Raw genomic sequence first — 13,638 nt, 5'->3', positions numbered from 1 at the left:
GCTTCAACCTGTCTGGTACAGTGGCAGATCGATCCTGAACCGGCTGCCCGCGTCAGTGGTTTCCCACCATATCAGACCGCCATGGCGCTCGACTACCGCCCGGGTAACCGCCAGGCCGAAACCGATATCGCCCGGTCGGCGTGGCGGTGCCGACCGGCTCTGAGACAGGCGGGGCATCGCCTCGGTCGCGGTGGCGGCCGTGTCGGATTGTTCTTCCACCGACATCCGGACGCGATGGTCGTTCAGACCCCAGGCCAGCCTGACGGCGGTGCGGCTCCCGACGCGCGGCTGCGGACCGGCCACCTGATCGACGACGCCGAGCAGCGCCTGGGCGAGGCGTTCCGGATCCATCATCACCATGGTGGCCTCTTCCGAGCCCGCCTGATCCGCGGGGCCGCTGACCGTCAGCCCGATATGGGGAAGATCGTTTGCGCGAGCAGCGATGGTCGCCAGCAGATCCACCAGCTTCACCGGCTGGCGCGCCAGGGTGAAGCTCCCGCTTTCCAGACGCTCCACATCCACCAGGCCGTTGATGACCGAGGTCAGGCGATCGGCATTGCGCGAGGCCATGTCGAGCAGGGCGGCCAGGCGTGGGGGGACGTCGCCGCCCAGACCATGGTTCGCCAGACGCAACGCGCCGACCAGCGCCGTCGTCGGCGTGCGCAGTTCATGGGCTGCCGCAGCGATGAAGGCCGCCTTCAACTTGTGGACGCGGTGGATCTCGCTGACATCCCGGATCAGGGCGATCACGCCGCTGAAACCGGCCGATGTCTCTCTGAGGGCAACGAAGGTCGCCTCACCATCGCGGCCGGTCGGGCTGAAGCTGCCGTCGGGATCAGGGTGGGCGATCGGGAATGCACGCCCCGCAGTTTCGCAGCCGGACAGTTCGTCGAGCAGGGCCCTGGTCATCTGATGCGCGTCGGATGGTCGAAGCAGCAGGCCGATCGGTTGCCCCTCTATGGCAGCCGCAGACACGCCGTAAAGCTGCTCCGCTGCCGGGCTGACATCGATGATCCTGCCGTCGGCATCGGCCAGCACCACGCCATCGGTGAGGTGCTTGAAGACCAGCGCCTGACGATGTCGCACATGTTCTGCGGTGATGAGGTCGGTGACATCGGCGATGGTTACCGCGCGCCCGCCATCCCTGCCGACCCGAACCCTGAGGCGCAGCCAGCGTTCGTCAGCCAGCCTGACGTCAAGGACCGGAAGCAGAGTGTTTCCGGGATCAGGGTTGCCGTTCAGAACATGTAGCAGCCGCCGGCGCATTGTCTCCGGGTCAGCCGCATTCGCCGCCAGGCCAGCCGCAAGCAAACCCACCGGCTGGCCGCGATGAATTGCCGCCATTGCGCGCGGGAGATGGCTGCGCAGGCGTTCATTCGCCACCGTCACCCGGCCATTGCGATCAATGTGCAGAAATCCATCGGACATCGCCTCGATAGCATCGCGCAACCTGCCGCGGCTTGCTCTGAGCCGGAGCTGCATGATCACCGACAACAGGGCGAGGCCGGCAACGGATGCCACGACACCGGTCGCCGAGAGCATGCTCATGGTCTGCAGTGTTCTGAGTTCGACACGTGCTGCCATGCGGGCTTCTGCCGTCCGTTCCTCGATCCTGGGGAGCACGGTGGCAAGTCGGGCGGCAATCGGTCGCAGTTCACGCACGGCCTCGCCAGTATCTGCCGTCTCGTCGATCCGGCGGAGCGCGGTGCGCAAAGCGTCCAGAACCAGCCCCCCTTCCGGCAGGGAGCGGACGATGGCACCCATGCCGGTGCCGTCGATGGCGGCGGTCAGCTCTCGCAGGTGATCCAGGCGAATGCGTGTTATGTCGGGCTCGTCGGGGACGGTACGTTCCGCAGAGGGAAGCTCTGCGACCACGGCCAGGACCGTGCGCTCGAGATCGCGAAGGGCGATCGCTGCCCGCGGGAGATCGCCCGCTGCTGCGGTGATGACGCCCCGAACCATGTCATTGCTGCGCACCAGCCCGATCGCGAAAAGCAGAAGGGCTGCGAGCATGAGCATGATCGCGACAGGCTTCAGCCACGCAATCACCGCATCCGCGGTGATCATCGATCGTCTTCCGGCGCTTCGGTGATCGGGTGCGGGGCGCGTCACTGCGCCCGGCCGGTCTTCGGTCATGACAGCTTTCCGTCCGCGGTCACATGCAGGCGGCTGCCGGCATGCGCCGTGGTGGGGATCGGTTGTGATGACCGATAGGAGAAGCAAATCCCGCGCCATGATCGCCCGGGCTGTAGCGATTATGGCGCGGGCCGCCCCTTATTGCAGACGCCAGACCCCGTCGAGATGCCGCCAGCGCGCAGGTGCCGCGAGTGCTGAATTTGCGACGGTCACCGAGTGAATACGGCCGTCAATCTCGCGGGTCCAAAAATCCAGGAATGATCGCAATTTCGGAAAGCGGGGGGCAATATCCAGAAACTGCCAGATGAAGCTCTGCAAAACCGTTGGATGATCGGGCATATGGTAAAGAATTTCTGCCGTGGTGATGCGATTGTCGCGTAGGATGGCCTCGATTTCGTTCATGACTGCACTCCTTGCGATAGATACATGCAGATTGAGCGGGGAGCACAGATATTATCTAAGAGTCGGCTGCCGAAATATTCAAGACCAAAAACATCGAGCAGGAATCTGTACGCGATATCTGTTGATTATTGGCACTCAACCAAGGCCGCTGCTGACAAGCAGGGACCGACGAGAATGGGCAGGAAACAGTCACGCCACCTTGATGCAAAACGCGATGCATTCTGCGGCGCCTGGGGGTGCGTCTCAGTCGCAGTCTGCGACGCGGGCTTCACGCCGATGATCGTCAGAGCCAACTGTCACCCGAATGACGGGCATGCAGGATCAGACGCCGCCCGCAGCATCAGCCGGCAGGCGCGTGATGATCGCAATCGGATAAGGGGAGCAGCCGGCACCGCCCGCCCTGGCGGTGTCGCGAAGTCCTCAGGCGTCGGCCAACGCCTCGGCTTCCGCCGTCTCGTAGGCCTCCGCGGCTGCAAGCCAGCGCTCTTCGGCCGCCTCGAGATCGGCATCGACCTTGCCCTTTGCCCGGGTCGCTTCGGCAACCTTGGCCTGCGGTCCGTCATAGAGCTTGGGGTCGGCCAGGATGGCGGCAAGGCGGTCGCGCTCCCGGGTCAGTTTCTCAACTTCCGCCTCAGCTTTTCGAACCATATCCTTGAGAGGCTTTAATTTTTCGCGCCGTTCGGCGGCGGCCCGGCGCTGGTCGCGACGGGTGGTACGTGCATCGGCATCACCGGCAACGCCGCCCCGGTCGGGGGTAGCGCGGGCGGTTTCCAGCAGCAGGCGCCGGTAATCGTCGAGATCGCCCTCATAGGGCCGGCAGCGGCCATCGGCGACCAGCCACAGCCGTTCTGCGGCAAGCTCCACCATGCGCCGGTCATGGGCGATGAAGACCACGGCGCCGGAATACTCGTTCACCGCCTCGATCAGCGCATCACGCGCCTCGATGTCGAGATGGTTGGTGGGCTCGTCCAGCAGCAGCAGATGCGGGGCGTCACGGGTTACGAGCGCGAAGAGCAGCCGGGCCTTCTCACCGCCCGACAGCTGTTCCACGGGCGTATCACCCCGCGCCTGTGTCAGGCCGAAGCGACCCAGATGGGCGCGCACCTTGCTTTCATGCTGGTCTGCCATTACCCGGCGCATATGCTGGAAGGCTGTTTCGCCCGGGATCAGTTCGTCGGCCTGATGCTGCGCGAAATAGCCGATCCTGAGCTTCGACGGGCGCACCATCCGGCCTGACCGCGGCTCCAGCCGGCCGGCAAGCAGCTTCATCAGCGTCGACTTGCCGTTACCGTTGGCGCCGAGCAGGGCGATCCGGTCGTCCTGATCGATGCGCAGATTGATGCCTTTCAGCACCGGTGGCGCATCGCCATAGCCGAGCGTCACATCGTCGATGGCGATGAGCGGTGGCGCCAGGGTCTCGGGCGAGGGGAAAGAGAAGGCGACTTCATAGGCAGGTGGCGGCGCGTCGGCCGAGCCGAGGCGTTCCAGCGCCTTCACCCGGCTCTGTGCCTGGGCAGCTTTGGTCGCTTTGGCGCGGAAACGGTCGATGAAGGCCTGCAGTTTTTTCCGCTCAGCTTCCACGCGCTGGGCAGATTTTGCCGCGTGCTCGCGCCGTTCGGCGCGCTGGCGCAGGAACTGGTCGAAATTGCCGCGATAGGCCATCAGCCGCCCGCCCTCGACATGGGCGATGCGATCGGTCACGGCATTCAGCAGATCGCGATCATGGCTGACCACCACAAGCGTGCCCGGCCACGAGGCGAGATGGCTCTCAAGCCAGATCGTGGCTTCCAGATCAAGGTGATTGGTCGGCTCGTCGAGCAGCAGGATGTCGGCATCGGCGAAGAGCGTGCGGGCAAGCGCAATGCGCATCCGCCAGCCGCCCGAGAAGCTTGAACAGGCGGCATTCTGCATGGCCTCGTCGAAACCGAGGCCGGACAGAATACGTGCTGCACGCGCCGGAGCGGCATGGGCGCCGATCTCCGCCAGGCGGGCGTGGATCTCTGCCTGGGCCATGCCGTCATGGGTGGCCTCTGCCTCGGCCAGCCGCGCAAGCAGGCGCGCCCGCTCCGCATCGGCACCCAGCACATGCTCGACCGCGCTTTCCTCGCCGCCCGGCGCCTCCTGAGCGACCGAGGCCATGCGCGCACCGGGTCGCAGCTCCACCGATCCGGCATCGGGGGAGATCTCGCCACGGATGAGGCGCAACAGCGTCGACTTGCCGGCGCCGTTCGGCCCGACAAGGCCAACCTTCTGGCCTTCGGAGATGGCGATGGTCGCGCCGTCGAACAGCGGCCGACCTTCGATGCGATAGACGAGATCGTTGATGTGCAGCATGGGCGATCACATAGCATGAGCCGCGAGGGCTGTCATCCGCTCCCGGATGAGGGGACGTCTGCGCTTTACCGTCATGGAGCGGCGGTTGCCCCGGCCCCGGGAAACCGTTATAAGCCGGCTCGATCGCGGCATGTCGACAAGCGCCCGGCAACGGGCCGGTCGGGGTGGCCGCGGAGACCCGTCGGTGCCGGGGATGTCCCTGCGGCACCGCTTCCTTCTGCTTCCGAGAGACGAGTTCGAGACATGGCCACCGAGCGCACCCTGTCGATCATCAAGCCCGACGCCACCCGCCGCAACCTGACCGGCCAGATCAATGCCCGTTTCGAGGCGAAGGGTCTGCGTATCGTTGCCCAGAAGCGCCTGCAGCTGACCAAGGCCCAGGCCGAGGGCTTTTACGCGGTGCACAGCGAGCGCCCCTTCTTCAACGACCTCGTCGCTTTCATGATCTCGGGCCCGGTCGTGGTCCAGGTGCTTGAGGGTGAGAATGCGGTTGCCGCCAACCGCGAGATCATGGGCGCCACCAACCCGGCCAATGCCGCCGAGGGCACCATCCGCAAGGATTTCGCTGAGTCGATCGAAGCCAACTCGGTTCATGGTTCGGATTCGGCCGAGAACGCGGCGATCGAGATCGCCTACTTCTTCGCCCAGACCGAGATCGTCGGCTGATCCGACGCCTTCGGGACGAAGAAAAGGGCCGCGTGGCACAAGCCGCGCGGCCCTTTTTCATATCAATGACAGCCCGGCGTCAGCCGAGGGCGGGTGGCGAGATCAGCACCGAGTTGATCGCCACCGGATCGGTCAGGTGTTCGACATGGCCCGACTCTGCCAACCGCACGTCGCCGGCGGCAACCCAGCGCAGGGCGGCGGGGTAGATCCGGTGTTCGGCGGCGTGGATGCGCTTCGCCAGCGCATCATGATCGTCACCCGGCAGCACCGGTACCGCGGCCTGAACCACGATCGGCCCGGCATCCATTTCCGGAACCACGTAATGCACGGTGACGCCGGTGATCCGCACGCCGGCCGCCAGGGCATCGTCGATCGCGCGCGCCCCCTTGAAGGCCGGCAGGATTGAGGGGTGGATGTTCAGCATCCGCCCGGTCCAGGCCTCGACAAAGGGGGCGGTCAGGATGCGCATGAAGCCGGCAAGACAGACCAGTTCGATCCCGCGCGCCTCAAGCTCGGCGTGAAGAGCGGCATCAAAGGCAGCCCGGTCGGGAAAGGTCCTGTGATCGATGACCACCGCCTCGATACCGGCCGCGGCAGCCCGCTCCAGCCCGTAGACCCCGGGCCTGTTTGAAATCACCAGCCGGATCCGGGCCGGATGGTCCGGATCGGCGGCGACCGCATCGATCAATGCCTGAAGGTTGCTGCCCGATCCGGAGATCAGGACGGCGACGTCACGCTTGGCCATGCGGCCTCCATGTTCTCGATCGCAACCAGGGCCTCGCCCGCTGCACGCGGCACCAAGCGACCGATCACCCGGGCATCCTCGCCGGCGGCGCCGAGGGCTGCGACCACGGCCTCTGCCTCTGCCTCGGCCACCACCACCACCATGCCGATGCCGCAATTGAAAGTCCGGGCCAGTTCGTGGCCCGACAGCTCACCCGCCCGGGCCATCCAGCGGAACACCGGCGGCAGGGTCCAGAGGGCGGCATCCAGATCGGCACCGACGCCTTCGGGCAGCACCCGCGGGATGTTTTCGAGCAGTCCACCGCCAGTGATATGGGCCAGCGCCTTCACCCGGCCGGCGCGAATCTCGGGCATCAATGCCTTGACATAGATCCGGGTGGGGGTGAGCAGGGCTTCGCCCAGGCTGCCCGCCGTGGTTTCGAACGGGGCCGGTGCGGCATAATCGAAGCCGCCATCGGCGACCAGCTTGCGGACCAGCGAATAGCCGTTCGAATGCACGCCGGAAGAGGCGAGCCCGATCACTACGTCGCCGGCGCCGACATCTTCGCGCGGCAACAGGGTGCCACGTTCGGCGGCACCCACCGAGAAGCCGGCAAGATCGTAATCCGACCCGGAATAGAGGCCGGGCATCTCGGCGGTCTCGCCGCCGACCAGCGCGCAGCCCGCCTGGTCGCAGCCTTCGGCGATGCCCTCGATCACGTCGGCCGCAAGCGGCACCGAGAGCTTGCCGGTGGCGAAATAGTCCAGGAAGAACAGCGGCTCGGCGCCCTGGACCACCAGGTCGTTCACGCACATGGCGACCAGATCGATGCCGATGGTGTCGTGACGGCCGACAGCCTCGGCGATCTTGAGCTTGGTGCCGACGCCATCGGTGGACGAGACCAGGATCGGATCCTTGAAACCCGCCGCCTTCAGGTCGAACAGCGCGCCGAAGCCGCCGATGCCGCCGGCAACGCCTGACCGCTTCGTGCGGGCGGCGGCAGGCTTGATCCGGTCGACCAGGGCATTGCCGGCGTCGATGTCGACGCCCGCATCGCGATAGCGGTCACGTGCCCCGGCGGGGGCGGCGGGGGTCTGTGCGGTGCGGTCGTCGCTCATCGAAGGCATCGCCTCTGAGTGTCGTGGTCCGGGGGCAGCCATCACGCGTCCGGTACCGCGTGCTGCGGCAATCCCGTGTCGTGAAGCTGATTTCCGGGCGAGATGGTTTTCAGCGCGCCGGCTCTCGACTAGAGTTGCCGTCGAACAAGAACGGCGGGCGGCCCGGCGGGCGGTCCGGCGCGGTGAACATACTGCAACGATCGGCGTTTGCAATGCTAGCAATGCAGCCAGGCCACGCTGTACCCGGCCTTTCCGCCTTCAGTGGCGTCCGACCCATGCTCCGGCTCCTCGTGCCGGTACTCGCCGCCCTTGCCGTGGCGGTGCTCTGTCTGGCCGCGTCCGGTGCGGCTCTGGCGCAAAGCCGCGCTCAGGTCTACACCCAGGACGGTGTCGCGGTCGATGAAGCCGCGGGTAATGCCAATGCGGCACGCGAAAAGGCGCTTGCCGTTGGTCAGCGCAAGGCGCTGGACATGCTGCTGCGCGGCATGACCGATCCGCGCGATCACGGCCGCCTGCCGCAGCCCCCCGACGATCAGCTGCTCCGGCTGGTCCGCTCGATCGACGTTTCGAACGAAGCGGTGGCGCCGCAGCGCTATCGTGCCACCCTGACCGTGCGCTTCGATGCCGAGGGCGTGCGCGGCCTGCTGCGCAATGCCGGGATCGCCTTCGCTGCTGCCGATCAGGGCCTGTCGCTGGTGGTCCCGGTGATCCGTACCGATGACGGTATCTACTGGGATGACGGCTGGTGGCGTGCCGCCTGGGAACAGGCCGTGGGCCGGGGCGGGCTGATCCCCATGCTGGTGCCGCTCGGCGATCTTGCCGACCGTCAGGCCCTGCCGGCCGATGGTGCCTCGCTCGCCGATGATGTGGCCAAGGGCGAGCTGGCGAAGCGTTACGATGCCGAGGGTGTCTGGGTTGCCGAGGCTCAGGTGACCGGCAGCCAGCTTCAGGGCCGGATGACGGCTGCCGATGGCAGCGTTTATACAGCCAACGGCCAGATTGCCGGCGACAACGGTGTCACGACGGCAGCCGAGGCGGTGGTTGCCCAGTTGTTGGATCAGGCGCGTAGCGGCTGGCGTGCGACCAACATCGTCGACTACAGCCGGCGAGAGCGCCTGGATGCGGTGGTGCGTTTCGCCAATCTGTCGGTCTGGGCCGAGATCCGTCGCCGGCTGACGGCGCTCGCCATGATCGAGAAGGTCGAGGAGACGCTCCTGTCCAATGTCGGTGCCGAGATCACGATCCGCTATTACGGCGATCGTGACGGGCTGCAGGCGGCCTTGACCCGCCAGAATCTGGCGCTGGTACCCCTGGGTGTGGATTGGGAACTGGTCGATCGCATCCGCAATCCCGATGCCGGCATGCAGCCTGTGCCGCCTCAGAACTCCGGTCTTGCTCCCTATGGCGGCGTGGCGCCGGCCACCACGTCCACCTCGCCGGCGGCAGGCGGGGCGGCGACCACCGGCGGTGCGCCGGCCACAGGTGGCAGTATACCGGGCGCGGCCGGGCCGGGCGGCGGCGTGCCGCCGCGCACGGTGGGGACCGGCGGCTGATCCGTCATGGCCCCGGACCTGCGCCAGCTGCCCAACCTGATCACCACCGCCCGCATCCTGATGGTGCCGGTGGTGATCTGGCTGATCCTGAAGGGCATGGTGGCGGAGGCCTTCTGGATTTTCCTCCTTGCCGGATTTTCCGACGGGCTGGACGGTTGGATCGCCAAGCGCTTCGATGCCAAGACCGAGCTGGGCGCCTGGCTGGACCCGATTGCCGATAAGTTGCTGATCGCCGGAACGTTCATCGCCCTCGGCTGGCAGAATCTGGTGCCGGCCTGGCTGGTGATGCTGGTGGCCTCGCGCGATGTGTTGATCATGGGGGCGGTGATGCTGGGCCAGACCATGGGCCAGCCCTTCGCCATCGCCCCCTCGCGGGCCAGCAAGATCAATACCGCAGCCCAGATCGGGCTCGCGCTCATGGTCATGGCCATGACGGCGATGATCCTGCCCGGTCACGGTCCGACCGATGAACGTCACTGGCGGACGGTGACGGAATTGCTGATGCTGGTGGTGGCAGCCACCACCCTGACATCCGGGGCGGGCTATCTGGGGCGCTGGCTGTCCCATGCCCGCACGCATGATCACGAGCCTCGCGATGACGCCGACGGCCGACCGCCGTCCTGACGATCCGAAGGGAGACCGGATGAGCCGTAGTGCACGCACCCTGTTCTGGGCCGCCTTCATCGTGGTGCTGATCGGCAGCCTGTGGCTGCTGGGGGGCGTACTTCTGCCCTTCGTGGCGGGGCTTCTGGTTGCCTATTTCCTCGACCCCGTGGTCGATCGCATCGAACGTGCCGGCCTGGGGCGCATGGCATCCACCTGGCTGGTGACGATCATGTTCTTCGGCGTGATCGTGATCGGGATTGCCGTGCTCGCCCCCTATATCCAGACCCGGATCAGTACCTTCATCGACAAGCTGCCGGACTACATCAAGGCAGTACGTGAAGAGGTTCTGCCGCAGCTGGATCTGCTCTGGCGTCGACTGCCGCCCGAAGTGGCGGATCGCATCCAGGCGATGTTCACCTCGGCCGAGGGGGAGGGGTCCCGTGCGGCCGGCATGATCGCCGACGTGCTCAAGGGCGTGATGAATTCGGTGATGTCGATCGCGAATCTGGTCTCGCTGATCCTGATCACCCCGGTGGTCAGCTTCTATCTGCTGCGCGACTGGGACGCGATGATGGCACGGATCGATGGCTGGGTGCCGGTGACCGGTCGCGATGTGGTGCGACGGCTGGCCCGCGACATGGATCGCGGCATCGCCGGCCTGGTCCGCGGCCAGACACTGCTCTGCCTGATCCTCGGTACCTGGTATTCGCTGGGTCTGGTGACCATCGGGCTGGATCTGGCGGTACCGGTCGGCATGGCGGCGGGTATCCTGTCCTTTGTGCCGTTTGTCGGCTTCATCAGCGGCTTCGCTCTGTCGGTCGGCTTTTCGCTGCTTCAGTTCGGCACCGACTGGCATGTGATCGCGGCGGGCGCGATCTTCCTGGCCGGGCAGGGGATCGAGACCCTGCTGCAGCCGCCGCTGGTCGGCAATCGCGTGGGGCTGCACCCGGTCTGGATCATCTTCGCCCTGATGGTCGGCGGCGCGCTGTTCGGGCTGGTGGGCGTGCTGGTGGCCCTGCCGGCGGCGGTCTGCGTTGCGGTTGTGGTGCGCTATGCGCTGGAGCGCTATCTTGCCAGTGCGCTCTATGATCCGCGCCCGGCAGTCGATGCCACCGTCATCGATGCGACCGGGGCGCCGGATGCCTGCTCCACCGATGCTCCGGAGGCTGGTCGTTGACACGACGCCCCGCTCAACTGCCGTTGGACCTTGCGCTTCGCCCGGCACTCGGGCGGGAGGATTTCCTCGTCGCGCCATCCAACGCAGAGGCGGTGGCCTGGCTCGATCGCTGGCCCGACTGGCCGGGGCCGGCGCTTGCCATTCACGGACCGGCCGGCTGCGGCAAGACCCATCTGGCCCGGGTGTGGCAGGCGATGAGCGGCGCGGTGGAGGTGTCACCCGAGCGGCTGGCCGCGGATGCGGCACCGGCTGAGTTGTCCGGTGGTGCGCGGGCGGTGCTGGTGGAGGATGTGGGCGAGGCGATTGCCGCCGGCGCCGACGAGGCGGCCCTGTTCCACCTCTACAACCACCTGGCTGCCGCCGGTGGCACGCTGCTGCTGACCGGTGCCGAGCCGCCGGCCCGCTGGGCGCTGGCCCTGCCGGATCTTGCCTCAAGGCTGCGCGCGGCCCCTGCGGTCAGGGTGGGACCGCCTGATGATGCGCTTCTGAGCGCCGTGCTGGTCAAGCTGTTCGCCGACCGTCAGCTCAGGGTCAGTGGCGAGGTGGTGCGCTGGCTGACGCTGCATATGGAACGGTCCTTCGATGCCGCCCGCCGGCTGGTGGATCAGCTCGATGCCGTGGCGCTGGCCGAACGCCGCGGGATCACGGTGGCGCTGGCGCGCGGCGTGCTCGGCATTCCGGTGCCACGGGTTCGTGGCCGCAGTCAGGTGGCAGGCGACGGATGATTCTCGGGCTCGACCATCTCATGATCCGGGTGCCTGCTATCGATGCCGCCACCCGGCTCTACAGTTGCATTCTGGATTGCAGCCCCGTGGCAGCGGACGACAAGGTCGCCCGGTTCCGGATCGGCGGACTGGAGCTGCGGCTGGTGCGATCCGAGACCGGCGTCGGGGAGGGGGCCGTGGCGGAAGGCCTGGCCCATGCCGGTCTGTCGGTCGGAAATCTGGAGCGTGCCGCCCGCCTCGCTGCCCGACGCGGGCTTGTCGTCGATCACGGTACCGATGCCGTGGATGGCCGCCCGGTCGCGGTGCTGCGCAGCGGTATGGACCCTGCGCTCTGGCTTCTGGCCGAACCGGATATTGCGCGGCCGGTGGCGACGGGCAGTGTTACCGGTCTCGATCATCTGGTCGTGGCGAGTGATGACCCTGAGCGGTCCCTGGCGATGCTCGGCGGAAGGCTGGGTCTGGATCTCAGGCTGGATCGCGCCAACCCGGGCTGGGGTGCGCGGATGCTGTTCTTCCGCTGCGGCGACGCGGTGGTCGAGGTGGTTCACGAAACATCCGACATGCCACATCCGCCTGCACCGGACCGGTTGTGGGGGGTGTGCTGGCGGGTGGCTGATATCGAGGCTGCACATCGGCGCCTGGGCGCGGCAGGCATCGCCGTGACCGCAATCCGGACCGGTCGCCGGCCCGGAACCCGGGTTTTCACCCTGGTGGAGCCGCCGGCAGGGGTGCCGACGCTGATGCTTCAGGCCGAGCGTTGATCAATCGGCCGTGACGGCGTCCGGCGTTGCGGGGGCATCATCCGCGCCGGCTGGCTCTTCATCCTTGCGGGTCTTGCGCTTGCGCCGCTTGCGGCGGGTTGCCTGCAATACCGTTTCGTCGCCAGAGAGGGACAGCACGGCGATGGAGCGGCCGCGGGCACCAAGAGCGACGTCACCTGCCAGAAGACGCAGGGCGTCTTCACCGAAAACCTCGCGTCGCCACCCTTTCAGGGCAGCGATCTGCGCCGAGGCACCATCAAGCGCCAGGGTCTCCAGATCCTCCTGCGAGGCAATGAGGGTCCGGGCGACGCCGTGTTCCTCGCTCTTCATCTTGAGCAGGACCTTGAGCAGCTCGATCAGCGGGCCCAGGCCGCGCGGCAGCTCGCGCGGTGGCTCACGGTCGGGCAGGGCGTTGCGGTTCTCGGCCAGCGCCCGCTCGATGGCGGCCAGAACCTCGTCACCCCCGGCCCCCTCGGTCGCCCATTTGGGCAGGCCGCGAACCCGCTTCAGATCCTCGGCGTTGCGGGGCTGGCTGGATGCCATTTCCAGCAGGGTTTCGTCCTTGGAGATGAAGGTCCGCGGCACATTGCGGGACTGGGCCTGACGCTCGCGCCAGGCGGCAAGCTCGCGCACCAGCCCAAGGAAACGGCGGTCCAGGCTTCGGGTGCGGATCCGCTCCCAGGCTGCCTCGGGCCGGTTTTCATAGGTCTCGGGCGCGTTGAGCGTCGCCATTTCCTCGTCCAGCCACTCCTCGCGGCCGCTGTCTTCCAGCAGCTTTGCAAGTTTCAGATAGACGGTGCGCAGATGGGTGACGTCGGCCAGAGCATAGGCGACCTGCTTGGGCGTCAGCGGCCGGCGAGACCAGTCGGTGAAGCGTGACGACTTGTCGATCGAGGCCTTGGCCAGCTTGTTGACCAGCGTCTCGTAGCCGACACTTTCCCCGAAGCCGCAGACCATGGCCGCGACCTGAGTATCGAACATCGGCCGCGGTACGCTGCCGAACAACAGCAGAAAGATTTCGACATCCTGTCGGGCGGCGTGAAACACCTTCAGGACCGACGGATCGGCGAGCAGTTCACCGAGCGGCGCGAGATCGATACCGTCCGCCAGCGGATCGACAGCCGCGGCCCGCTTCGAACCGGCCAGCTGGACAAGGCACAGCTTGGGCCAGTAGGTCTTTTCGCGCATGAACTCGGTGTCGACGGTGACGAAGGGCTCCGCCTTCAATTCGTCGACCAACTGCCGCAGCGACTGGGTATCGGTGATCATCTCTGTCATGTTCCGTCTATAGCATGATTGCCCGCCCCGCCGCCACGGGCGACGCACGTCACGTCACCTTCCGGGACACTCATGGCGCCCGCGCGAGGGATGCACGGCGGCATGGCTTGACAATCCGGCGGCATCCGTGCGTTGTTCCGAACCGGTCCCGCGCGGAA

The 13,638-nt window shown here is 66.7% G+C and carries 12 protein-coding genes; 6 read left to right on the top strand and 6 right to left on the bottom strand.

Annotated features, from left to right (window positions below; genetic code table 11):
* Nucleotides 1–3: 3 nt before the first annotated feature.
* The 3 genes from P7L68_RS17035 to P7L68_RS17025 all read right to left on the bottom strand — a co-directional run bounded on the left by P7L68_RS17035 (nt 4) and on the right by P7L68_RS17025 (nt 4,872).
* Nucleotides 4–2,235 carry a PAS domain S-box protein gene (locus P7L68_RS17035; protein ID WP_372000114.1) on the bottom strand — a complete coding sequence of 744 codons (2,232 nt, stop codon included), beginning with the start codon at nt 2,233–2,235 and terminating at the stop codon, nt 4–6.
* A 39-nt stretch (nt 2,236–2,274) separates the two neighbouring features.
* Nucleotides 2,275–2,538 (bottom strand): usg protein, encoded by a 264-nt coding sequence (locus tag P7L68_RS17030; protein WP_372000113.1) that lies wholly within the window; start codon nt 2,536–2,538, stop codon nt 2,275–2,277.
* 420 nt (nt 2,539–2,958) lie between these two features.
* Nucleotides 2,959–4,872 carry an ABC-F family ATP-binding cassette domain-containing protein gene (locus tag P7L68_RS17025; protein ID WP_372000111.1) on the bottom strand — a complete coding sequence of 638 codons (1,914 nt, stop codon included), beginning with the start codon at nt 4,870–4,872 and terminating at the stop codon, nt 2,959–2,961.
* A 243-nt stretch (nt 4,873–5,115) separates the two neighbouring features.
* On the opposite strand from P7L68_RS17025, the gene ndk reads away from it, so the two are divergent.
* Nucleotides 5,116–5,538: a nucleoside-diphosphate kinase gene (ndk, locus tag P7L68_RS17020; RefSeq protein WP_014745359.1), complete on the top strand. Its 423-nt coding sequence runs from the start codon at nt 5,116–5,118 to the stop codon at nt 5,536–5,538.
* Nucleotides 5,539–5,617: 79 nt separating this feature from the next.
* On the opposite strand, the gene purN is transcribed toward ndk, so the two are convergent.
* Nucleotides 5,618–6,283 carry a phosphoribosylglycinamide formyltransferase gene (gene purN / locus P7L68_RS17015; RefSeq protein ID WP_372000109.1) on the bottom strand — a complete coding sequence of 222 codons (666 nt, stop codon included), beginning with the start codon at nt 6,281–6,283 and terminating at the stop codon, nt 5,618–5,620.
* Complete coding sequence (gene purM, locus P7L68_RS17010) at nt 6,256–7,380, bottom strand: phosphoribosylformylglycinamidine cyclo-ligase (protein WP_372000107.1); 1,125 nt, start codon at nt 7,378–7,380, stop codon at nt 6,256–6,258. The genes purN and purM overlap by 28 nt, the downstream gene beginning before the upstream one ends.
* Before the next feature lie 275 nt (nt 7,381–7,655).
* On the opposite strand from purM, the gene P7L68_RS17005 reads away from it, so the two are divergent.
* From P7L68_RS17005 to P7L68_RS16985, 5 genes are read left to right on the top strand one after another with little or no spacing between them, the layout of a single operon-like run.
* The gene (locus P7L68_RS17005) at nt 7,656–8,933 is read left to right on the top strand and encodes a DUF2066 domain-containing protein (protein ID WP_372000105.1); all 1,278 of its coding nucleotides are present in this window, start codon (nt 7,656–7,658) and stop codon (nt 8,931–8,933) included.
* Nucleotides 8,934–8,939: 6 nt separating this feature from the next.
* Nucleotides 8,940–9,557: a CDP-alcohol phosphatidyltransferase family protein gene (locus P7L68_RS17000; protein ID WP_372000103.1), complete on the top strand. Its 618-nt coding sequence runs from the start codon at nt 8,940–8,942 to the stop codon at nt 9,555–9,557.
* 19 nt (nt 9,558–9,576) lie between these two features.
* A complete protein-coding gene (locus P7L68_RS16995; protein WP_372000101.1) occupies nt 9,577–10,716 on the top strand; it encodes an AI-2E family transporter in 1,140 nt (379 codons plus the stop codon).
* Nucleotides 10,713–11,441 carry a DNA replication protein gene (locus tag P7L68_RS16990; protein WP_372000100.1) on the top strand — a complete coding sequence of 243 codons (729 nt, stop codon included), beginning with the start codon at nt 10,713–10,715 and terminating at the stop codon, nt 11,439–11,441. The genes P7L68_RS16995 and P7L68_RS16990 overlap by 4 nt, the downstream gene beginning before the upstream one ends.
* Nucleotides 11,438–12,202 carry a VOC family protein gene (locus P7L68_RS16985; protein ID WP_372000098.1) on the top strand — a complete coding sequence of 255 codons (765 nt, stop codon included), beginning with the start codon at nt 11,438–11,440 and terminating at the stop codon, nt 12,200–12,202. The genes P7L68_RS16990 and P7L68_RS16985 overlap by 4 nt, the downstream gene beginning before the upstream one ends.
* Here the strand turns inward: P7L68_RS16985 and rnd are convergent, their stop codons facing one another.
* On the bottom strand, nt 12,203–13,471 hold the full coding sequence (gene rnd / locus P7L68_RS16980; RefSeq protein WP_372000097.1) for a ribonuclease D: 1,269 nt from the start codon (nt 13,469–13,471) through the stop codon (nt 12,203–12,205).
* Between the last annotated feature and the right edge of the window lie 167 nt (nt 13,472–13,638).

Origin of the sequence: Tistrella mobilis (assembly GCF_041468085.1) — a bacterium.
Classification (GTDB): Bacteria; Pseudomonadota; Alphaproteobacteria; order Tistrellales; family Tistrellaceae; genus Tistrella; species Tistrella mobilis_A.
This window is presented reverse-complemented; position numbering and strand designations above follow the sequence as displayed.